Annotated in this window: 16 protein-coding genes; 6 read left to right on the top strand and 10 right to left on the bottom strand. The window is 42.9% G+C overall.

The window, feature by feature from the left end; translation table 11 throughout:
• Positions 1-4 precede the first annotated feature (4 nt).
• From ilvC to GUA46_RS08310, 3 genes are all read left to right on the top strand, one after another.
• Entirely contained in the window at positions 5-1,480 is a 1,476-nt protein-coding gene (gene ilvC, locus GUA46_RS08320; protein ID WP_176620102.1) for a ketol-acid reductoisomerase, read from the top strand.
• An 18-nt stretch (positions 1,481-1,498) separates the two neighbouring features.
• On the top strand, positions 1,499-2,764 hold the full coding sequence (gene ilvA / locus GUA46_RS08315; protein ID WP_176620101.1) for a threonine ammonia-lyase: 1,266 nt from the start codon (positions 1,499-1,501) through the stop codon (positions 2,762-2,764).
• A 159-nt stretch (positions 2,765-2,923) separates the two neighbouring features.
• Positions 2,924-4,516: an NADP-dependent glyceraldehyde-3-phosphate dehydrogenase gene (locus tag GUA46_RS08310; RefSeq protein WP_176620100.1), complete on the top strand. Its 1,593-nt coding sequence runs from the start codon at positions 2,924-2,926 to the stop codon at positions 4,514-4,516.
• A gap of 71 nt (positions 4,517-4,587) precedes the next feature.
• Here the strand turns inward: GUA46_RS08310 and leuB are convergent, their stop codons facing one another.
• The 5 genes from leuB to recG all read right to left on the bottom strand — a co-directional run bounded on the left by leuB (position 4,588) and on the right by recG (position 11,600).
• Positions 4,588-5,646 carry a 3-isopropylmalate dehydrogenase gene (gene leuB / locus GUA46_RS08305; RefSeq protein ID WP_176620099.1) on the bottom strand — a complete coding sequence of 353 codons (1,059 nt, stop codon included), beginning with the start codon at positions 5,644-5,646 and terminating at the stop codon, positions 4,588-4,590.
• Between the two features lie 15 nt (positions 5,647-5,661).
• Entirely contained in the window at positions 5,662-7,179 is a 1,518-nt protein-coding gene (locus tag GUA46_RS08300) for an alpha-isopropylmalate synthase regulatory domain-containing protein (protein WP_176620098.1), read from the bottom strand.
• Between the two features lie 31 nt (positions 7,180-7,210).
• On the bottom strand, positions 7,211-7,807 hold the full coding sequence (gene leuD / locus GUA46_RS08295) for a 3-isopropylmalate dehydratase small subunit (protein ID WP_176620097.1): 597 nt from the start codon (positions 7,805-7,807) through the stop codon (positions 7,211-7,213).
• Between the two features lie 75 nt (positions 7,808-7,882).
• Positions 7,883-9,295, bottom strand: a complete 1,413-nt coding sequence (gene leuC / locus GUA46_RS08290) for a 3-isopropylmalate dehydratase large subunit (protein ID WP_176620096.1) — start codon at positions 9,293-9,295, stop codon at positions 7,883-7,885.
• Positions 9,296-9,494: 199 nt separating this feature from the next.
• Positions 9,495-11,600 (bottom strand): ATP-dependent DNA helicase RecG, encoded by a 2,106-nt coding sequence (recG, locus tag GUA46_RS08285; RefSeq protein ID WP_176620095.1) that lies wholly within the window; start codon positions 11,598-11,600, stop codon positions 9,495-9,497.
• 46 nt (positions 11,601-11,646) lie between these two features.
• Between recG and GUA46_RS08280 the strand changes: the two genes are divergently transcribed.
• Both GUA46_RS08280 and GUA46_RS08275 read left to right on the top strand, forming a co-directional pair.
• Entirely contained in the window at positions 11,647-13,734 is a 2,088-nt protein-coding gene (locus GUA46_RS08280) for a M1 family metallopeptidase (protein WP_176620094.1), read from the top strand.
• Positions 13,731-14,645: a patatin-like phospholipase family protein gene (locus GUA46_RS08275; RefSeq protein ID WP_176620093.1), complete on the top strand. Its 915-nt coding sequence runs from the start codon at positions 13,731-13,733 to the stop codon at positions 14,643-14,645. Before GUA46_RS08280 ends, GUA46_RS08275 begins: the two co-directional genes overlap by 4 nt.
• On the opposite strand, the gene GUA46_RS08270 is transcribed toward GUA46_RS08275, so the two are convergent.
• The 5 genes from GUA46_RS08270 to GUA46_RS08250 form a co-directional block, all read right to left on the bottom strand.
• On the bottom strand, positions 14,646-15,167 hold the full coding sequence (locus GUA46_RS08270) for a DUF7935 family protein (RefSeq protein WP_176620092.1): 522 nt from the start codon (positions 15,165-15,167) through the stop codon (positions 14,646-14,648).
• A 76-nt stretch (positions 15,168-15,243) separates the two neighbouring features.
• Positions 15,244-16,017 carry a coiled-coil domain-containing protein gene (locus GUA46_RS08265; protein ID WP_176620091.1) on the bottom strand — a complete coding sequence of 258 codons (774 nt, stop codon included), beginning with the start codon at positions 16,015-16,017 and terminating at the stop codon, positions 15,244-15,246.
• Between the two features lie 41 nt (positions 16,018-16,058).
• Positions 16,059-17,621, bottom strand: coding sequence for an FMN-binding glutamate synthase family protein (locus tag GUA46_RS08260; protein WP_176620090.1), 1,563 nt, complete (start codon positions 17,619-17,621; stop codon positions 16,059-16,061).
• Positions 17,622-17,723: 102 nt separating this feature from the next.
• Positions 17,724-19,010: an amidohydrolase gene (locus tag GUA46_RS08255; RefSeq protein WP_176620089.1), complete on the bottom strand. Its 1,287-nt coding sequence runs from the start codon at positions 19,008-19,010 to the stop codon at positions 17,724-17,726.
• 22 nt (positions 19,011-19,032) lie between these two features.
• On the bottom strand, positions 19,033-19,572 hold the full coding sequence (locus GUA46_RS08250; RefSeq protein ID WP_176620088.1) for a DsrE family protein: 540 nt from the start codon (positions 19,570-19,572) through the stop codon (positions 19,033-19,035).
• A gap of 140 nt (positions 19,573-19,712) precedes the next feature.
• Between GUA46_RS08250 and GUA46_RS08245 the strand changes: the two genes are divergently transcribed.
• Positions 19,713-22,043: an ATP-dependent helicase gene (locus tag GUA46_RS08245; protein WP_176620087.1), complete on the top strand. Its 2,331-nt coding sequence runs from the start codon at positions 19,713-19,715 to the stop codon at positions 22,041-22,043.
• Positions 22,044-22,165: the final 122 nt, after the last annotated feature.

Genomic DNA, 22,165 nt, shown 5'->3' with positions numbered 1-22,165 from the left:
AAAAATGGCAAATTACTTTAACACACTATCACTTCGCGAACAACTGACACAGTTGGGAAAATGTAGATTTATGGATTCCAGCGAGTTCGCTGATGGTGTTACCGCACTAAAAGGAAAAAAAATTGTAATTGTTGGGTGTGGTGCCCAAGGGTTGAACCAAGGGTTGAACATGCGCGATTCTGGATTGGATATTTCGTATGCCCTTCGTCCAGCAGCAATCAAGGAGGAAAGACAATCCTTTAAAAACGCCAAGGAGAACAACTTTGTGGTGGGAACTTACGAGGAATTGATTCCAGATGCTGATTTGGTCATCAATCTTACTCCGGACAAACAGCACACCAATGTGGTAAGCACAGTAATGCCTTTGATGAAAAAAGGGGCAACCCTATCATACTCCCACGGATTCAATATTGTGGAAGAAGGAATGCAGGTGCGTGAGGACCTTACAGTGATCATGGTGGCGCCAAAAAGTCCAGGTTCCGAAGTGCGTGAAGAATACAAAAGAGGTTTCGGTGTGCCAACTTTGATTGCCGTACACCCAGAAAACGATCCGGAAGGAAAAGGTTTGGAACAAGCCAAGGCCTATGCTGCAGGAACAGGTGGGGATAAAGCGGGCGTGCTGGAATCATCATTTGTGGCGGAAGTAAAGTCGGATTTGATGGGAGAGCAGACCATTCTTTGTGGTTTGTTGCAAACGGGATCTATTCTTTCCTTCAACAAAATGGTTGAAAAAGGGGTTGATAAAGCCTATGCTTCCAAATTGATCCAATACGGATGGGAAACCATTACCGAAGGTTTGAAGCAAGGTGGCATTACCAATATGATGGACCGTTTATCCAATCCGGCCAAAATAAAAGCGTTTGATTTGGCTGAAGAACTAAAAGTTATCATGCGTCCGTTGTTCCAAAAACATATGGATGACATCATGAGCGGACATTTCTCCAAAACCATGATGGAAGACTGGGACAATGGCGATAAAAACCTATTGGACTGGAGGTCTGCCACAGGGGAGACCGCTTTCGAAAAGACTCCGGCAGGTGATATGGAAATCTCTGAGCAAGAATACTACGATAATGGTGTTTTGATGGTCGCTTTTGTGAAATCCGGGGTGGAATTGGCTTATGAGACCATGACCGAATCCGGAATCATCGGTGAGTCTGCTTACTACGAATCATTGCATGAGACACCTTTGATTGCAAACACCATTGCAAGAAAGAAATTGTTCGAAATGAACCGTGTGATCTCCGATACGGCAGAATACGGTTGTTATTTGTTCGACCATGCGTGTAAGCCACTTTTGACTGAATTTATGAAAACCGTGGAAATCGACATCATTGGTAAACATTTTGGCGAAGGTAAAGACACAGGTGTGGACAACGTAAAGTTGATTGCTGTGAACAAGGCCATCCGTGAACACGATGTAGAGGTGGTCGGTGCCAGATTGCGTGCATCAATGACGGCCATGAAGCCAATCGGATAATACAAAACCATTGGCCCTATGAGTGAAACTGTGGAAACATATTTTCCGCAAATAGCGGATATTTATCAAGCAGCAAAAATTATTGCCCAAGTGGCAGAGGTTACACCTTTGCAGCAAAGTATCCGCTATTCCAAAACCCATGGGGCCAATATTCTTCTTAAAAGGGAAGACCTTCACAGGGTGCGTAGTTATAAAATACGTGGTGCGTACAACAAGATAAGCTCTCTTAGTAAAAAACAACTGGATAGCGGTGTGGTTTGTGCCAGTGCCGGGAACCATGCGCAGGGCGTTGCTTTTGCATGCAGTCATTTGCAGGTAAAAGGAACCATTTACATGCCCGTGGTCACCCCAAAACAGAAAATAGACCAGACCAATATGTTTGGAGGGGAATGGGTGGATGTAGTTTTGGAAGGAGATACGTTTGACGATTCCAAAAAGGCCGCCGAATTGTTCTGTGAGCAGGAAGGTAAAACCTTTGTCCATCCGTTTGATGATGAAAAAACCATTGAAGGTCAAGCAACCGTTGGTTTGGAGATACTGCAGCAATCCAGCGAGCCCATCGATTATGTGTTTGTGGCCGTTGGTGGTGGTGGATTGGCTTCGGGGCTTTGTGGTACGTTCCAAGCTTTATCGCCCAAGACCAAAATAATAGGAGTGGAGCCGGAGGGAGCGCCATCCATGCTAAAATCCATTGAGCAAGGGGAATTGGTGGAACTGGAAAACATCGATAAGTTTATTGATGGAGCCGCGGTTCAGAAAGTGGGGGCGTTGACCTATCCCATTTGCAAGGAATACCTTCACAAAATGCTAACCGTTCCCGAAGGGAAAGTGTGCCAGACGATTTTGGATCTCTACAATAGGGATGCCATTGTAGTGGAGCCCGCAGGTGCTTTGACGATTGCGGCCTTAGACTATTTTAAGGAAGAAGTCAAAGGCAAGAATGTGGTATGCGTGGTCAGTGGAAGTAACAACGATATTACCCGTACGGCTGAAATCAAGGAAAGGGCCTTGTTATATGCCCAGTTGAAGCACTATTTTATTGTGAGATTTCCACAGCGTCCAGGTGCACTAAAGGAATTTGTGGCAGATATTTTGGGGCCCAATGATGATATCACGCATTTTGAATATTCCAAGAAATCGAGCAGGGAAAATGCCCCTGCCATTGTCGGTGTGGAACTAAAATCGCCCAATGATCTAGGACCTTTGATCCAACGGATGAAGGACAATAATTTCTTTGGTGATTATCTGAACAATAAACCCGATTTGTTTCAGTATTTGGTGTGATGCCACCAACAATTTTAAGCATCCTTATTATAAAGTTTGGTTTTCAATCTACACGAAAGCGTTTGCGTAAAAACAACATGATTTTCAGTGGTTTTTATGTTAGCTTTGTGTGGGATGGGCGACCATTTATCAACACTAATCGCTTAAAAACAACAACTAATGGCAACAACTAAAACAGCAATACCGGAAGCTTTTCAAGTTACGGAAGAACTTCATCAAAAAACATATTTGGTCAACGGGGAATTACGAAAATGGGATGGTGATACCAGTCCTGTAATCTCCACCATATCTTCCACTAAGGAATATGCTCCGACAACTTTGGGAAGTGTGCCCGATATGGGGGAGACCGAAGCCCTGGATGCCCTGGATGCAGCGCTAAAAGCGTATGATAGAGGGCAGGGCTTGTGGCCCACTATGAAGGTAAAAGACCGTATCGAGTGTATGGAAGCGTTTGTGAAGAAGATGGAGCAAAAGCGCGAACAAGTAGTTAAGCTTTTGATGTGGGAGATAGGTAAGTCCAAACCGGATTCGTACAAGGAGTTTGACCGTACCGTTGAGTATATTTATGACACCATTGAAGAGTATAAGCAATTGGACCGCAATAATGCCAAGTTTGAAAAGCAAGATGGTGTTTATGCCCACATCCGAAGAGGACCGCTTGGGGTAGTGTTGTGCCTTGGGCCATATAACTACCCATTGAATGAAACTTTTGCCTTGTTGATTCCAGCCATCATCATGGGCAATACAACCATTTTTAAGCCTGCCAAGCACGGAGTTTTGTTGATTACTCCACTTTTGGAGGCTTTTCAGAGCAGTTTCCCCAAAGGAGTGGTAAATATACTTTTTGGCCGAGGAAGAGCTGTAGCGGCGCCAATAATGCAAACAGGTAAGGTAGATGTGCTGGCCTTGATAGGAAACAGTAAATCGGCGAACGCCTTACAGGAACAGCACCCAAAAAGTAACAGATTACGTTTGGTTTTGGGGTTGGAGGCCAAAAACCCCGCCATTGTACTACCGGATGCTGAATTGGATTTGACCATTAATGAATGTATTTCCGGCACTCTATCCTTTAACGGGCAGCGCTGTACCGCTTTAAAGGTGGTTTATGTGCACGACGAAGTAAAAGATGATTTCCTGAAACGCTTTGCCGAGAAAGTGGATGGATTAAAATTCGGTAATCCATGGGATGACGGTGTTAGTTTAACACCACTTCCTGAGCCGGATAAACCAGCTTACATCCAAGAGTTGTTGGATGACGCGTTGTCGAAAGGTGCAAAAATCATCAATAAAAAAGGAGGGAAGCATTTTGATAATTATATCTGGCCAGCGGTATTGTACCCGGTAACTAAGGATATGCGGGTGTATCAAGAAGAGCAATTCGGACCAATAATTCCAGTGCTCTCTTTTCAGGATATTGAAGAGCCCTTGGATGATATGGCAGAATCCAACTACGGACAGCAGGTAAGTTTGTTCGGCAAGGATGTGTATACACTATCTCCGCTCATCGACACGTTAGCGAACTTGGTATGCCGAGTGAATCTGAACAGCTCGTGCCAGCGTGGGCCGGATGTGTATCCATTTACAGGAAGAAAAGATTCGGCACAATCCACCTTAAGTGTTCACGATGCGTTGCGTTCCTTCTCCATCAGGACCTTTGTGGCGTTCAAAGACAACAACTTGAACGTTCAAACGGTGGAACAACTAATGGAGGCAAAAGTGAGCAACTTTTTGAGTACTGACTATATATTGTAAGCTCAAAAACTTTTAAAAAATAAAAAGCCCCGAACATCGGGGCTTTCTTTTTGGTTTTTATGTGGGGTTGATTAAATATGTTCAGCCAACCAGGTCCCGACCTCGCTGGTCTTGTATGCTTTTCCGCCATCGGCAAGATCTTCGGTCACAACGCCTTCCGCCAATGATTTGTTCACTACCTCGCGGATAGCTTCAGCTTCGTCTTTTAAACCAAATGCTGTTTCAAACATCATGGCAGCAGAGAGTACGGTAGCCAATGGATTGGCAATATCTTTCCCTGCAGCTTGTGGGTAAGAACCGTGGATGGGTTCGAACAACGATGTCTTTTCACCCAATGAAGCGGATGGCATCAATCCCATCGATCCAGAAATCACGGAGGCTTCATCTGTTAGGATATCTCCGAACAGGTTTTCCGTAATCAAAACATCATAGGAGCTCGGCCATTGCACCAATCGCATGGCTACGGCGTCTACAAATTCATAGGATACTTCCACTTCAGGATAGTCTTTTTCCAATTTCTGAACGGTTTCTCTCCATAAACGTGAAGTTTCCAAAACGTTGGCCTTATCTACGCAGCAAAGTTTTTTATTTCGTTGCATGGCCATTTCAAAACCTTTTTTTGCCAGACGTTCTACTTCCTCTCGAGTGTAGGTACAAGTGTCGTAAGCGGTGTTGTCGTTGTCCTCGCGTCCACGTTTCCCGAAATAGATGCCTCCTGTCAATTCGCGAAGAAATACTAAATCAGTTCCTTCAATACGCTCTCGTTTCAAAGGGGACTTATCTATCAAGGATGGAAAAGTAAATGTTGGTCTAACATTGGCGAACAATCCCAATTTTTGACGCATTTTCAACAAACCTTGCTCGGGACGTACCTTGGCGGAAGGGTCGTTATCAAATCGTGGATGGCCAATAGCGCCAAAAAGAACGGCATCGGCAGCAACACAGGCTTCGTGGGTTTCGTCCGGGTAAGGTTCCCCAACCGCATCAATCGCTGCAGCACCGGTTAGGGCAGGGGTCCAGCTAATTTCATGACCGAACTTCGCAGCTACGGCATCGGATACTTTTACGGCTTGGTCAATTACTTCGGGGCCAATTCCATCTCCGGCCAAGAGCGCTATGTTTAGTTTCATTCTATTAATTATCTGTTATACTAAATTCAACATTTTCTCCGTGGCCTTGATTGCGGATACCGTTTGGTCTGAATCGAGCCCACGAGTAGTGAAATCTTTTTCCTTGGTTTGCCATGTGATGACGGTCTCACAAAGTGCATCGGAATTGCTGCCAGGAGGTATGCGCACGGCATAATCCACCAATTTGGGTAATTCCCGACCTTCTTTTTTGTACACTTTTTTCAACGCATTGATAAAAGCATCGAACTGTCCATCGCCTTGAGCGTTTTCCTCGTAGGTCTTTCCTTCAATTTCGATGGAAAGGGTGGTGGAGGGTTTTAATCCTTTAGAGTGGGTAAGCACATATGATTTTACAAAAACCTTTTGCTGATGAAGGTTGCTGTCCAGTACATCTGAAATGATGTAAGGCAGGTCATCCTTTGTAACGCGTTCTTTCTTGTCGCCAAGCTCAATGATTCGCTCTGTGACTTTTTTTAATTCGTCATCGTTCAAGGTTAATCCAAGCTCCTGAAGGTTCTTCTGGATATTGGCTTTTCCGGAGGTTTTGCCTAACGCGTATTTACGTTTTCTTCCGAATCGCTCTGGTAATAAGTCATTAAAGTAAAGATTCTTTTTACTGTCTCCATCCGCATGTATACCAGCTGTTTGAGTGAAAACGTTATCGCCAACAATGGGTTTATTGTCAGGTATGCCAAAACCTGTAAAAGCTGACACCAATTTACTCACTTTATAGAGCGATGATTCCTTTACGCCAATCTTGATTTCCGGTAAAAAATCGTTGATTACGGCCACTGCACTGGCCAAAGGAGCATTACCTGCACGTTCGCCCATCCCGTTTACGGTAAGGTGTAATCCGTGAGCACCAGCTTTCAGCGCTTCCATTACGTTGGCTACGCTCAAATCGTAATCGTTGTGCCCGTGAAAATCGAAATGCGTACTTGGATATCTTTCAATGATTTCCTTAAAAAACGCTCCTGTTTCTGTATGGGTCAGTACGCCCAAGGTATCTGGAAGCAGAATTCGTTTAACGGGTTGTTGAGTTAAAAAATCCAAAAACTGGAAAACATAGTCTTTGGAATTGCGCATTCCATTGCTCCAATCCTCTAGGTAGACATTTGTTTCAATGCCGAGCTTTTGAGCTTCGGAAACTACATTTTTAATTTCTGCAAAATGCTGTTCTGGAGTCTTTTTGAGTTGATGAGTTAAATGGTTTAATGAACCCTTTGTCAGCAAGTTCTGAACTTTTGCCCCGGCTTCTCTCATCCATTTTAGAGATACTCCGTTATCCACAAAGGTCAATACTTCTACCTTTGAAATCAAGCCTTCCGCTTCAGCCCATTCGGTAATGTTTTTAACTGCTTGCAGTTCTCCTTCCGAAACACGGGCAGAGGCCACCTCAATACGGTCCACCTTGAGTTCTTCCAGCAGGAGTTTGGCCAAGGTGAGTTTTTCCGAGGCGGAAAAGGAAACCCCAGAGGTTTGTTCACCATCCCGTAGGGTGGTGTCCATAATTTCTATGGTGCGTGTTTTCATTCTTTAATGCCGTAGTGTTCCAGACGATGGATTATAAAGGCGTGCTTTCAGCGTATTTCTCAATATCTTTTTGGATGTTCAACAAGTAGTCGATATCATCAAAACCATTGAGCATATTACCTTTTTTGTAATCGTTGATGTCAAAGCTTTCACTCTCACCCGTAGCTAAAATGGTAATTTTTTGCTCCGGAAGGTTGATTTCCAACTCGGTTTTTGGGTCGGCTTCAATTGCCTTAAAGATTTTGTCCAAAAATTCAGGGCTCACCTGAACCGGAAGAACACCGATGTTCAAACAGTTACCTCTAAAAATATCTGCAAAAAAGCTAGAAACTACACAACGAAAGCCGTAGTCATATACCGCCCAAGCTGCGTGTTCCCTTGAAGAACCGGAACCAAAGTTTTTTCCTCCTACCAAGATTTTACCGGAGTAGATAGGATTGTTGAGTACAAATTGCTCTTTGGGTGTGTCGTCAGAGTTATATCTCCAATCACGGAACAAATTGTCCCCGAATCCTTTACGTTCCGTAGCTTTTAGGAATCGCGCTGGGATGATTTGGTCGGTATCCACATTCTCAATAGGCAATGGTACCGCTGAACTTGTTAGTATGTTGAATTTATCGTAAGCCATTTTTCTTTCAATTATCAGTTTTCAATTAACAATTAACAATGGATTCTGTATTGCTAATTGCGCATTGTTTATTGTTTAAGCTAAAACTTCTTCTTGCATTAATTCCCGTGGGTCGGTTACTTTTCCGGTAACAGCGGCTGCAGCGGCCACTAATGGACTAGCCAATAGCGTACGTGCTCCAGGTCCTTGTCGTCCCTCAAAGTTTCTGTTAGAAGTACTTACTGCATATTTCCCTGCAGGAATCTTATCATCGTTCATGGCCAAACAAGCAGAACAACCTGGCTCTCTCAATTCAAAACCAGCTTCGGTCAAAATATCCAAGATGCCTTCTTCTCTGATAGCTGCTTCTACCTTGTGGGAACCGGGAACCAACCAAGCGGTCACGTTGTCCGCTTTTTTCCTTCCTTTAATTATTGAAGCAAAGGCCCTGAAATCTTCAATTCTACCATTGGTACAGCTTCCTAGGAACACAAAATCGATAGGTTTGCCTACCATGGCCTCGCCTTCGCTGTAGTCCATATATTCCAAGGATTTCTTGTAAGTAGCAGGAGAACCATCAATAGTTTCAGCCAAAGGAATATCCTTGCTGATACCGATACCCATACCAGGGTTGGTACCGAAAGTAATCATAGGTTCTATCTCGCTAGCATCAAAAGTCACTTCTTTGTCAAACTCAGCATCATCATCAGAATAAAGAGTGCTCCAGTATTCCATGGCAGCATCCCAATCCTTACCTTTTGGCGTGTATTCCCTTCCTTTAATGTATTCAAATGTGGTTTCATCGGGAGCAATCATACCGCCACGGGCACCCATTTCAATACTAAGGTTACAAACCGTCATACGGCCTTCCATGGACATATTTTTGAAGACATCGCCTGCATATTCAGCAAAATAGCCTGTTGCACCGGAAGTGGACAATTTGGAAATGATGAAGAGTGCTACATCCTTCGGTGTAACGGCTTCGCTTAATTCCCCATTCACATTAATGCGCAAACTTTTGGGTTTGGGCTGCATGATGCATTGTGTGGAAAGCACCATTTCCACTTCACTGGTTCCGATACCAAAAGCGATAGCACCAAAGGCTCCGTGCGTGGAAGTATGTGAATCTCCACAAACAATAGTGGCTCCAGGTACGGTAATTCCGTTTTCCGGGCCAATTACGTGTACAATTCCGTTTTTCTTATGTCCAAGTCCCCAATAAGGTATGTTGTGGGCATTGGCGTTTTCTTCCAAAGCCTTTAACTGATTTGCGGACAAGGGGTCCTTTACCGGCAAGTGTTGATTTCTGGTTGGGGTATTGTGGTCGGCGGTCGCAAAGGTGCGTTCTGGATACAATACTTTTATACCTCTGTTCTTTAATCCTAAAAAAGCTACGGGACTCGTTACTTCGTGGACCAAATGCCTGTCAATAAAAAGTACATCCGGACCGTTTTCAATATGCTTCACCACGTGTGAATCCCAAACTTTATCAAAAAGTGTCTTGCTCATTGTGTCTTCAATAATTTGTAAGCCTACAAAGTTAAAATTTGTGTGTTAAACCGATTTTCGGTTCTGGTAAAATTACGACGTTCAACCGCAATTTCAATGGGTTGTTTTTAAAGTTAACAAATCTTAAGGGTTGATTTTCAATTTGTAACAAGGAAGTGTAGAGAATTGCATCATCTTCCAATTACAAACCTAATCGATGTTAACTAATATAATTCCATATGGTTTTGTTGGCCATCATTTTGGAATAGGCATTTAAAATAGGTGCATTCTCCGCTTTTTCCAGTCTTGGGTCGTCTTTCAGCAATTGGATGGCATGGTAACGAGCTGTTTTCAGGATTTGGTTATCCTTTACAATATCAGCAATCTTAAGATTCAACATACCACTTTGTTGCGTGCCCATCAAATCGCCTGGACCGCGAAGTTTAAGGTCGACCTCCGCAATCTCAAAACCATCGTTGGTGCGCACCATTGTTTGTAATCGGGTTTTGGAATCCTCGGAAAGCTTGTGGCCTGTCATTAAAATACAAAAGCTTTGTTCCGCGCCTCGGCCCACACGACCACGAAGCTGATGCAATTGGGAAAGACCGAAGCGCTCGGCACTCTCAATGATCATCACGGAGGCATTGGGTACGTTTACGCCAACCTCGATTACCGTAGTGGCAATCATGATTTGGGTTTCACCTTTAACAAAGCGTTCCATTTCGTAGTCTTTGTCGGCAGGCTTCATTTTGCCATGAACAATTGAAATCTGATACTCGGGCTGCGGAAAATCACGTACAATGCTTTCATAGCCATCCATCAAGTCTTTGTAATCCAAAGCTTCGGATTCTTGAATCAGTGGATATACAATATAAATCTGACGTCCTTTTTTGATTTCATCTTTGATGAAACCAAACACCTTTAATCGGTTACTGTCAAAACGATGTACTGTTTTGATTGGTTTTCGGCCTGGCGGTAGTTCATCTATAACGGAGATATCCAAATCCCCGTACAGGCTCATAGCTAAAGTTCTGGGAATGGGAGTTGCCGTCATCACCAAAATATGGGGAGGCGTGTTGTTTTTATGCCACAATTTAGATCGCTGCGCTACACCAAAACGGTGTTGTTCATCCACTATGGCCAAACCAAGGTTTTTAAACCGGACTTTGTCCTCCAAAACGGCATGGGTACCCACCAGTATATTCAGATTTCCATTTTCCAATTGATTGTGGAGCAAGGTGCGTTCGGATTTTTTTGTAGACCCTGTCAAGAGAGCAATTTTAACGTCCATGTTCTCCAATAGCTCTTTGAGTCCGTTGTAGTGCTGGGTCGCCAAAATTTCGGTTGGAGCCATCAAACAGGTCTGGAAGCCGTTATCAATCGCCAAAAGCATACACATTAAAGCTACAATAGTCTTTCCAGAACCTACATCACCCTGCAAAAGTCGGTTCATTTGGGCGTTGCTCCCTAAATCGTTTCGGATTTCCTTGATGACCCTTTTTTGTGCATCGGTCAATTCAAAAGGCAGGTGGTTTTCAAAGAATTCGGTAAACTTTTTGCCTACGGCCGTAAAGGGCATTCCTTTGATTTTTTGCTTCCGTTGTAAATTTTGGGATATCAATCGCAATTGCACAAAAAACAACTCCTCAAACTTTAATCGGAACTGGGCTCTCGCCAACAACTCTTGATTCTTCGGAAAATGAATGTTGAAAAGTGCTGCACTTTTCGAAATCAATTTTAATTCTTCCAAAATGTGTGTGGACAACGATTCGGGAAATTTGCCCTTGCATTCCAAGAACAATTGTTGGATCATTTTACCCAGTACTCTGTTGGTAATTCCAAAATTCGCCAATTTTTCGGTGGAAGGGTAGATGGGCTGCATCACCATTTTTAATCCTTGCTGATGCTTTTGCAAGGTCTCCATTTCGGGGTGGGGCATAGAAAAGGTGCTTCCGTATTTGTTGACCCGTCCAAAAACTACGTAGGGTTCGTTCAATTTTAGATTTTCCCTGATCCATTTATGTCCTCGGAACCAAACCAAGTCCATTTGTCCTGTTTCATCCACAAAAGTGGCCACCAAACGCTTGCCCCGTTTTTGCTCCACCATTTTGATATGGACAATTTTGCCCACCACCTGTACATCGGCTCCACTTGGTTGTAGTTGATTTATCTTATAGTAACTCGTCCTGTCCAAATAGCGGTTAGGGAATAGATGGAGCAGGTCCCTAAAGGTCTCAATGCCCAATTCGGCCTTTAGAATATCGGCCCGGTTGGGGCCAACGCCTTTTAAATATGCTATGGGAGTTTGTAGAAAATTGGGATTCATCGAACTAAAATATGTAATTTGGAAGGACTTTTGATAAGATGATGGTATGAAGCTGAGCCCCGCACTTATATTTTTCTTATTTGTACAGTTCCTGTCCGCTCAAATCCAGGATAAAGTGGATTTTATCCATGCAGATGTTTTGATTGAACCTACACCTATTGAAAATCGCATCAATGGTAGCGTTTCGTATCAATTTAATGTAATCGACGATGTGGATTCCATTTTTTTGGATGCCGTGAACCTTAAGTTTTCCAATCTTACTTTGGATGGTGAAAATTTGGATTATGACTACAATGGCAAGAGAATTATCATCAAAAATGCGATGAAAGCAGGGGAGAATCATATCGTTTCAATGGAATATGTGGCAAAACCAAAACAAACGGTATATTTTTTAGGATGGGATGATGCCGTCAGGAACAATGAACAGGTATGGACCCAAGGTCAGGGAAAATATACCAGTCATTGGTTGCCCAGTTTTGATGATATGACCGAAAAGGTGGAGTTTGATATCCAAATACAGCTCAAAGAGAATTATACCGTAATCGCCAACGGGAAACTCATCAAAAAAGAAAGTTTGCCTGACTCAAATGGTCATTTGTGGCAGTTTGATATGGAAAAACCAATGAGCAGTTATTTGGTTGGTTTTGCTATTGGGGACTACAATAAAAAATCCATAATCTCATCTTCGGGAATTCCCATTGAACTGTATTACGAACCAACGGATTTTACCAAAGTAGAACCAACATATCGATACACTAAACACATTTTTGATTTTTTAGAAACTGAAATTGAGGTTGCATATCCTTGGCAGAACTATAAACAGGTTCCTGTTCAGGATTTTCTTTACGCTGGGATGGAGAACACGACCTGTACCATATTTTCCAATCAATATGTGATAGATTCCACGGCTTTTGTGGACAAAAACTATGTGAATGTCAATGCGCATGAATTGGCGCATCAATGGTTTGGCAATCTAGTCACTGAAACCAGCAGCGAACACCACTGGTTGCATGAGGGTTTTGCCACATTTTATGCGTACTTGGCCGAAAAGGACATTTTTGGAGAAGATTACTTTTACTGGCATTTGTTGAAGACTGCGCAAGCCTTGCGGAATTTCTCAGAGGATGATCAGGGCGAAGCATTACGAAACTCGGGGGCGGGTAGCCTTACCTTTTATGAGAAAGGTGCTTGGGCCTTGGTAATGCTACAAGATAGAGTAGGAGAGGAAGCCTTTAAAAAAGGGGTTCGAAACTATTTGAACAAATACGCTTTTAAAAATGTGACCATACCCAATTTAATGGTAGAACTTGAGGAGATTTCGAACACTGATCTTAGTGATTTTGAGAAATTGTGGTTGCAGAACCCAGATTTTCCCTATAATCAGGTGGTTTCTTTTTTGCGGAAGAAAAACGCATCAATAAAAACCTATTTTGAGATAAAAAACCAGATAAAGGAGATTGGTCAAGCCGAAGCTGTTTTAAAACGTAGGTGGAAAAAAATAAAATCAAGTCAATTAAAGGAAAATCTGGTTTTAGATTATGGTATCAAATTATCACCTGAATTTTTAGGCTCCGTTCTCCAATCGGGAGATGTAAAAACTAGACAGGCCGTAATCTTGTCTCAGAACAAAATACCATCTGAACTTAGAATCGCTGCGGAGAATCTGTTAAAGGATAAAAGTTATACTACCATTGAAGCTGCCTTATATCGATTGTGGACGGATTTCCCCAAAAACAGGAGTAAATACCTAAGTGAGACCGAAAACATTACTGGGTTCCCCAATAAGAACATCCGATTACTTTGGTTAACATTAGCTTTGGTGACTCCCGAGTATAATCCGGATTCAAAAGCAACTTATTTTGATGAATTGAGTGGATATACCAGTTCCGAGCATCATTTTGAGACTCGTTTGATTGCATTTCAATATTTGAAGAGCATCGGGGGCTTTACGGATACGGTTCTCAAAAACTTGGTCGAGTCCTGTAGTCATCATGTGTGGCATTTTAAAAAATCAGCTAGGACCATATTGAGCGACTTCTTGAAGTCTGAAGATAATACCGCACGTATTAAGGGACTTTACCCTTTGTTAAGTCAAGAAGAAAAGCAATATTTGGAGAAAACTTTAGGTGAATGAGGGCATTGGTGATTTCGGGAGGAGGAAGTAAGGGCGCCTTTGCGGGCGGCGTTGCCCAATTTTTGATTCAAGAAGCCAAACACGACTACGATCTTTTTGTGGGTACCTCAACGGGCAGCCTGTTAATTTCCCATTTGGCCCTCAACAAACTGGACAAGATCAAGAATATCTATTCAAACGTCAATCAAGATAGTATCTTCAACAATTGCCCTTTCATCATCAAAAAGAAACATGGAGTTGAGACCATTGCTATCAACCACTGGAACGTTATCAAAAACTTCATCAAGGGTAAAAAGACCTTTGGGGAAAGTGAGAACCTTAGAACATTGATTCGTAGTTCCATTACCGTCCAAGAGTTCAATAAGCTTAAAAAAAGTAAGATGGATGTGGTGGTTACCGTCTCAAATCTATCATTGAACCAGGTGGAATATAAATCCATTAATGACTGCACCTACGATGAGTTCTGTGATTGGATTTGGATTTCCTCCAATTACACCCCTTTTATGAGCTTGGTCAAAAAGGATGGGTGTGAATATGCAGATGGCGGACTTGGCACTTTAGTTCCGATAGAGGAGGCTTTGTTACGTGGTGCGACCGAGGTGGATGTTATTGTCCTTCATACCGAGGTAAACCACTTGAACCGTATGTCCTCTAAAAACCCTTTTGATTTGATAACAACCATTTTTGGTTTTATGCTGGATCGTATCGAGAACCAAAATGTGCGTATCGGGAAGTTGGTGGCCAATCAGAAGGATGCCATCATCAATTTTTATTATACACCAACGGTTCTCACCACAAACTCATTGATATTCAATAAGGAGCGTATGACCTTGTGGTGGAAGCGCGGTTATTTGTATGCCAAGAACAAGAATGAGGAAACAAGTCCTATAGAACCTGAAAAACAGGAATGATTAAGACCAAAGGTCGCTAACCTCTTTTTTAACGTAAGCCAAGGCTGCATTCGATGGTGATTCCTTTTCCATGGTCTGGTTCAAGATATCTTCTCGTAATTTATCCGGTGAATCCGTTGCGCTCATTCCAGCTGAACGGATTATCTGTATAGTAGTGTTCTTTGCGGTTTTGATAATATTCCAACAAGCATCCGACATGTAAATTTGCTGGGAGAGGTTATGTTCGAACTCAGTTTCAATCTGTTTTATGAGCAAGTTTTCGTAATCACCTTTATTTTTGCTGGTCGGCGCAACACGAACCACTAAGCTGTTTAGAGCAATACGCTCCAAAAATAGGGCCATGCGCTCATAGGCCTGTAAACGAATTGGCAAAGTGTCCTTTTGGGAATCTTTGTGCAATAAAAATCGTCTGCGCCCATCTTCGTTGCGGGTATGCAATCTAAAAAAGTAGAAGGCCACGGCACCGGTTACAACGGCCGGCATTAAATAAGCGAATAACTGAAGGATTTGATCTCCACTCATAAGGTAGTCTGGTTTTTTATTGATTTTACACTACCAAGAACGCATCAAAATTATAAAAAGTATTTTTGAACAAAGGTTATTGGGTCGCCTTGGCACTTTCTTTGGCCTTTGCGTAAAAACCTTTGTAATCGGGTTGCAATTTAATATTGATCCCTTCTTTAAAATTGCCATCCTTGGCCGAAATGCCAATGTTTTCGGCGGGCACTTCCAAACTGGTCACCAATTCAGAAGCCACAGAAGCCACTTGGCCATAGGTAGGTCCAAATTCACCAGTAATGTTCAATCCCTCGACCTCGGCCTTAAAATTTGGATTCGATTTGATGATGTTTGCAACCCCGGCCAGCCATGTTTTTCCTTCTTCCGTCAATTTGTCGGAGGTATCCGAACCAAAAAGCGTATTCAAACTATTACTGATGACCACTACGCCAGCTTCAACACTTACTTTGGCATTTTCTCCCAAGGTCTGTTTTATTCGTGTGAGAGAAACAATAGCGGTAGAGTCGTTCGCTGAAATCATATCGTTTATTCCGCTCAACTGTCTTTCTTTTCTGGCAAGAGCGGCCATCGCACGGTCTACATTGTCCGAGTTTTGTTTAGACAGCTGTGAAAAATTGCTCATGTTGCCCAGTAGGGTCGCATTTGCATCACGAAGCGTTAAGTTTTCCGATTTCAAGGCCTCAGCTTCTGCGTTACTGGATGATATTTCCCTTTTTGCAACAGCGAGTTCTTGTTCCACTTCGGATATTTTTGATTTTAGATTGTCTATTTCAGCAATCAAATCACTTTTTCTCTGCGAATAAACACTTGTGGTTATAATAAGAAGCGCAATGACGAGTAGATTGTTTTTCATAAGTAGTACAATTATTTGGGTCTAAGTTATAATGTTTTTAATTAAGTTGTTTTCTTGCCTCCAAGATGCTCACAATTATAGAGATCCTGCATGGAGGTGAAGGGCACTTTCTCTTTTTGGTACTTGTAGACCCTTCTAATATCGCTGCTAAGATAATCATCATCCACATTCACTTGTATATCCTCCATATGAAATTGGCAGGGATGTTCATAACCCGCAGCATGGGTGATTTCCAAGAACTCCTTTTTAAAGGTGTTGAAGTATTGCGCCAACCTGTCGGATTTTAACGGAACGTTGATTCCACTTTGACGCCATTTGTTCTGCGTAGCAACACCGGCAGGACATCTATTGGTGTGGCAAACTTGTGCTTGAATGCACCCGATGCTCATCATAGCTTCCCTGGCCACGTTGATGCAGTCTACACCCATAGCAAATGCCATGGCGGCCTTCCCGGGAAAACCTAACTTTCCGCTTCCAATAAAAACAATTCTGTCCGTAAGTCCGTGGTCTAGGAATATCTTGTAGACCGAAGAAAATCCATAAGTCCAAGGTAAGGAAACATGATCGGCAAAACTCGGAGGCGCTGCCCCCGTTCCTCCTTCACCACCATCAATGGTAATAAAGTCTGGTCCTTTTCCTGTTTTCTTCATGATATCGGCAAGTTCTTGCCATTGGTCAATTTTTCCGATGGCTCCCTTTATACCTACTGGGAGTCCAGTCTCTTCTGCAATGGATTCAATGAAATCCATAAGCTCCGGAATAGTAGAAAATGCTTTGTGGGTAGGAGGGGAGATGACATCTTTACCAACTTCCACGCCACGTATTTCAGCAAGCTCATGGGTGATTTTTGAACCAGGAAGCACTCCGCCCTTACCAGGTTTCGCCCCTTGTGAAAGCTTGATTTCAATCGCTTTGACACATGGATTTTCATCCACCAAAACCTTTAATTTGTCCATGGAAAAACCACCATCTCTTGAACGGACTCCAAAATATCCAGTTCCAAAATGAAAAATCACGTCTCCACCTTGTTTATGATAGGGGGAAAGACCACCTTCCCCTGTATTATGATAGGCACCGCACTTTTCAACACCTTTGTTCAACGATTCGATGGCAGCTGCGGAAAGCGAGCCAAAACTCATGGCAGAGACATTTATGATGGATGCCGGGCGATACGGTTTTCTTCGTTTATTATGGGCCCCCATTACCTTGGCGCACGGTACAAAATAAGGATGTTCAATGTTTGGATGCTTTTCTGGGACCTGAAACCCTATCATGGCATTTTTTATAAAAAGATGTTGGTGCTTGTAAATGTCCCTGTCAGTACCAAAACCTTCGTAATTGTTTTCTTTTTTTGCCGAAGCGTATATCCAGCTTCGCTCTATTCTGTTAAAAGGAAGTTCCTCTCGATTGTTGGCCACAAAATATTGACGCATTTCCGGTCCTATACTTTCCAGCCAGTACCTTAAGTGTCCCACCACCGGATAGTTGTGGCTAATGGTATGGGCCTTTTGAAAAAAGATATCACGTACGGCCACTAGTGCCAAAAAAATCAAAACCCATGTCCACCAAGGGATGTCGCCTAAAAAGTCAAGGAATTCTTCCATTTATTCAATTTGATGTAGTAACTACAAATATCAAGCCCCAACATCCAAATTCCAAATATTGGAGGACATTGGGGCTTAAAGTTTTTTATTTTTTAATGAAACCTATTTACTTCTATCCAAGTAATCCAAAGCGATTTCCGTCATGGCTTTCACACCCAATTGTAATCCGCTATCATCAATTTTAAAATCGGGAGTGTGATGGGGAAAGTGCTCATCAGGACCTGCATTGGGGTCTTTTCCTCCCAAAACATAAAAGAAACCAGGTATATTTTCTTGGTAGAACGAAAAATCTTCGGCCCCTGTAATGGCTTTGATCAAGTGTACATTTTCTGCTCCTGCCACTTCTTGAAGACTGGGCAATGATGTTGCTGTTAAATCAGGGTCGTTGTAAGTGATTGGAACCCCTTTGGCAATTTCCACAGTTGCTTCGGCGCGGTAGGCTTTGGCAATGTTTTCTGCCATTTCTTTCATTCTATCGTTAACTTGTTTTTGCATGTCATAATCCAACGTACGGATGGTTCCGATAAGTTCAGCACTTTCCGGGATGATATTGTTGCGTACCCCACCACTGATCTTACCAACGGTAATTACTGCAGCTTCCTTGGTCAATTCCAGTTCTCGGCTGATGATGGACTGGTATCCATCCACAATCTTGGATGCTACAAAAATGGGGTCGATACCGCCCCAAGGCTGTGAACCATGGGATTGTTTTCCTTTAACGGTCACAACAAAACGTTGGGCTGCGGCCATAGCACCGCCCGGTTTGTAGGCAATATGACCCACTGGCAAGTAAGAACCTATGTGAAGTCCGTAAATCGCATCCACTTTGGGATTGTCAAGAACACCCTCTTTGACCATAAGCTCTGCTCCACCTTCTTCTCCAGGAGGTGCTCCTTCTTCCGCAGGTTGGAATATGAATTTTACGGTACCGTGGATTTTGTCCTTATTCTTGGCCAAGATTTCGGCAGTTCCCATCATGATTGCGATGTGAGTGTCATGTCCACAAGCGTGCATCACTCCGACTTCTTCGCCCAAATACTCGGATTTTGCTTCTGATTTAAATGGTAGGTCGTTTCTTTCTGTCACTGGTAGGGCATCAATATCCGCTCGCAAAGCGACCACTTTTCCGGGATGGTCCCCTTTTAAAAGTCCCACAACGCCGGTATGTGCAACACCTGTCTGCACTTCGATGCCGAGGGATTTTAGGTGGGCAGCAATCTTTTCCGCAGTTTTAAACTCTCGATTGCTCAGTTCGGGATGTTGGTGCATGTCGCGGCGCCATTCAATCACTTTGGACTCAACGGCGGCGATGTCCTTTTCCAGTCCATGGTCTTGGGCATAAATGGATAAACTTGCGGTACAAAGTGCAAGTGCTAAAATGTGCTTCATAATATAATTGTGTTGAGTTAGTTTATAGTTTAATCGGGCGGTAGCCTTGGTTTTGCAATTGAATATTGGCCGTCATTGCGGAGAGCGCGATTTTTACGCCGGGAATCAAATCTTCCTTTGGGAGGTCCCTTGTTTTGGACGATTGTCCGCACATAATTATTTCCACACCGGCCTCCAAGAGTTTTTCTACCAGTTCTCGATTTGGATTTTCTATTTTATATCGGGCTTTATGTGCATCATCGGACAGTAAATTCCTTGCTGCTGTGCCATGTACTATCAATGCCGCCTTTATTTGTGAGGAGGGAATCCCACTTTGGGCATGCATATTTAAAAAACGGGCAACGGTATTGATGTTCCTGTTGATTTCGGTATCGGACTCGGGTCCATCCTTAACATCGAAAACGACTTTGAACTCTTGTGATTTGTCAGTTTCAAAATCAGGATTGTTGATTTCCCATACGGCACCATAACCGTCGATTACAGGACCTGTTTTTGTGGTTTGGGAAAATCCATAAAAAGAAAGAAAAACTAGAAGAAATTGGGATAAACGTTGAAAATTCATCAGCTAATAGGGTTGAGGGTCTAAATATATTTAAAATTCAATCCAAATCCGAAAACGATGTTTATAAAAATTGACAGCTTGATTTTAGCAAAAGATCATTATTGGCTAATTTCACGCCTACTTTTAAAAGCTTCTGGCCCTTGAGTAATTTTATAGATGAATTGAATGATGCGCAGCGCGCTCCCGTGTTGCACAAGGATGGACCTCTAATGGTAATTGCCGGTGCCGGCTCTGGAAAGACCCGTGTGCTTACGTACAGAATCGCCCATTTGATGGAACAGGGCGTGGATTCCTTTAATATTCTGGCGTTGACCTTTACCAATAAAGCGGCACGTGAGATGAAGAAGCGTATTGCCACCATCGTTGGAAATTCGGAGGCCAAAAACCTATGGATGGGTACGTTCCACTCCGTTTTCGCCAAATTGCTCCGTTTTGATGGTGACAAACTGGGCTACCCAAGCAATTTTACCATTTACGACACCCAAGATTCCCAACGTTTGATCGCGGCCATTATCAAAGAAATGGGTCTTGATAAAGATGTCTACAAGTACAAGCAGGTACAGAACCGTATATCGTCCTATAAGAATAGCTTGATTACGGTGAAAGCTTACTTTCAAAATCCTGAATTGATGGAAGCCGATGCCATGGCAAAGCGTCCACGTTTGGGAGAAATTTATCAGAATTATGTGGACAGATGCTTTAAGGCGGGTGCCATGGATTTTGATGACTTGTTGTTGCGTACCAATGAGTTGTTGACCCGTTTCCCGGAAGTGTTGATGAAATACCAAGATCGTTTCCGATATATCTTGGTGGATGAGTATCAAGATACCAACCATTCCCAATATTTGATAGTGAAGGCTTTGTCGGACCGTTATCAGAATATTTGTGTGGTGGGGGACGATGCCCAAAGTATTTATTCGTTCCGAGGGGCAAATATCAGTAATATCCTCAATTTTCAACGGGATTATGACGATGTGGCCGTGTATCGATTGGAACAGAATTACCGTTCCACAAAAAATATTGTAAATGCCGCTAACTCCATCATTGCCAACAATAAAAACCAGTTGGAAAAAAATGTTTGGACTTCCAACGATGATGGTGGATTGATTAAAATTCACAGGAGCGTCACCGACGCGGAAGAGGGCCGATATGTGGCAGGTTCCATTTTTGAGAACAAGATGCAACAACAGATGCAGAACGGAGAGTTTGCTGTTTTGTACCGTACCAACTCACAATCCCGCGCCATTGAAGATGCGCTCCGTAAACGGGATATTCCTTATCGGATTTATGGAGGATTGTCCTTCTATCAACGGAAAGAAATTAAGGATGTACTCGCTTATCTGAGGTTGGTCATCAATCCAAAAGATGAGGAGGCCTTGAAACGGGTTATCAACTTCCCCACACGTGGAATAGGACAGACCACAATAGACAAACTAGTGGTCGCAGCCAATCATTATGGACGTTCCATTTATGAGGTGATGGACAATTTGGACCGATTGAATCTAAACATCAATGCAGGTACCAAACGTAAATTGGTGGATTTTGTCACTATGATCAAGAGCTTTCAAATTATGAACGAAGGCTCCGATGCCTTTGTATTGGCCGAGCATGTGGCCAAAAAAACGGGTCTCCTGCTGGAATTCAAAAAAGATGGCACTCCAGAGGGAATCGCCAAAATGGAGAATATCGAGGAGCTTTTGAACGGTATCAAGGATTTTGTGGAGGGCCAAAAAGAAATTGCAGATGCCACAGGAAGTTTGACCGAATTTTTGGAGGATGTAGCCCTTGCCACCGATATGGACAAGGATATTGAGGATGACGACAGAGTGGCCCTTATGACCATTCACCTAGCCAAAGGTTTGGAGTTCCCTTATGTCTATATCGTAGGAATGGAGGAGGACCTGTTTCCATCTGCCATGAGTATGAATACCAGAAGCGAACTGGAAGAAGAACGAAGATTGTTCTACGTTGCTCTTACCCGCGCGGAAAAACAGGCATTTCTTACCTATACCCAAAACCGTTATCGTTGGGGAAAATTGATCGATGCCGAACCTAGTCGTTTTTTGGAAGAAATTGAGGAAAAGTATGTCGAGAACCTAACGCCTGTCAATGATGGTTACCGATATAAATCAACAATAGATAAGAATATTTTCGGTGAGGTGGACAAGAGCAAGCTGCGTCAGGTAAAACCATCGAACGGAACGCCTCCCAGTGTTCAAGGCCCAAATGAAAACCAATTGCGCAAGCTGCGCAAACTAAAACCTGAGATATCTTCTCCGGCCCAAGCGCAGGACCTGGACCCTGGTTTGGTAACGGGAGCACGCGTTAACCATACCCGTTTTGGCCGTGGAAAAATCTTAAATATTGAAGGAGTCGGCAACGATAGAAAAGCGGAAATACATTTTGACCAGGGTGGCATAAAAAAACTATTGCTGCGCTTTGCCAAACTTGAGGTTTTGGACAATGCCTAATACAAATTTTCACTTTCTCACAATTTAACCTTAGCTGGTTTAGTTATTTTCTAATTAATTTTTGGGAGTAGGCTGCAATGGGTAAAAATGCTTAAATTCAGAGCTAGTATTTTGAATTCTAA

The sequence above is a fragment of the Flagellimonas chongwuensis genome (assembly GCF_013376415.1).
Lineage (GTDB): Bacteria > Bacteroidota > Bacteroidia > Flavobacteriales > Flavobacteriaceae > Flagellimonas > Flagellimonas chongwuensis.
Note: the sequence above shows the minus strand (reverse complement) of the source record. Positions and strands in the feature narration are given on the sequence as shown.

Bases quoted from the DNA above. Each gene is read 5' to 3' on its own strand.
- ilvC (WP_176620102.1), top strand. From the start codon at position 5: ATGGCAAATTACTTTAACACACTATCACTTCGCGAACAACTGACACAG.
- ilvA (WP_176620101.1), top strand. From the start codon at position 1,499: ATGAGTGAAACTGTGGAAACATATTTTCCGCAAATAGCGGATATTTAT.
- GUA46_RS08310 (WP_176620100.1), top strand. From the start codon at position 2,924: ATGGCAACAACTAAAACAGCAATACCGGAAGCTTTTCAAGTTACGGAA.
- leuB (WP_176620099.1), bottom strand. From the start codon at position 5,646: ATGAAACTAAACATAGCGCTCTTGGCCGGAGATGGAATTGGCCCCGAA.
- GUA46_RS08300 (WP_176620098.1), bottom strand. From the start codon at position 7,179: ATGAAAACACGCACCATAGAAATTATGGACACCACCCTACGGGATGGT.
- leuD (WP_176620097.1), bottom strand. From the start codon at position 7,807: ATGGCTTACGATAAATTCAACATACTAACAAGTTCAGCGGTACCATTG.
- leuC (WP_176620096.1), bottom strand. From the start codon at position 9,295: ATGAGCAAGACACTTTTTGATAAAGTTTGGGATTCACACGTGGTGAAG.
- recG (WP_176620095.1), bottom strand. From the start codon at position 11,600: ATGAATCCCAATTTTCTACAAACTCCCATAGCATATTTAAAAGGCGTT.
- GUA46_RS08280 (WP_176620094.1), top strand. From the start codon at position 11,647: ATGAAGCTGAGCCCCGCACTTATATTTTTCTTATTTGTACAGTTCCTG.
- GUA46_RS08275 (WP_176620093.1), top strand. From the start codon at position 13,731: ATGAGGGCATTGGTGATTTCGGGAGGAGGAAGTAAGGGCGCCTTTGCG.
- GUA46_RS08270 (WP_176620092.1), bottom strand. From the start codon at position 15,167: ATGAGTGGAGATCAAATCCTTCAGTTATTCGCTTATTTAATGCCGGCC.
- GUA46_RS08265 (WP_176620091.1), bottom strand. From the start codon at position 16,017: ATGAAAAACAATCTACTCGTCATTGCGCTTCTTATTATAACCACAAGT.
- GUA46_RS08260 (WP_176620090.1), bottom strand. From the start codon at position 17,621: ATGGAAGAATTCCTTGACTTTTTAGGCGACATCCCTTGGTGGACATGG.
- GUA46_RS08255 (WP_176620089.1), bottom strand. From the start codon at position 19,010: ATGAAGCACATTTTAGCACTTGCACTTTGTACCGCAAGTTTATCCATT.
- GUA46_RS08250 (WP_176620088.1), bottom strand. From the start codon at position 19,572: ATGAATTTTCAACGTTTATCCCAATTTCTTCTAGTTTTTCTTTCTTTT.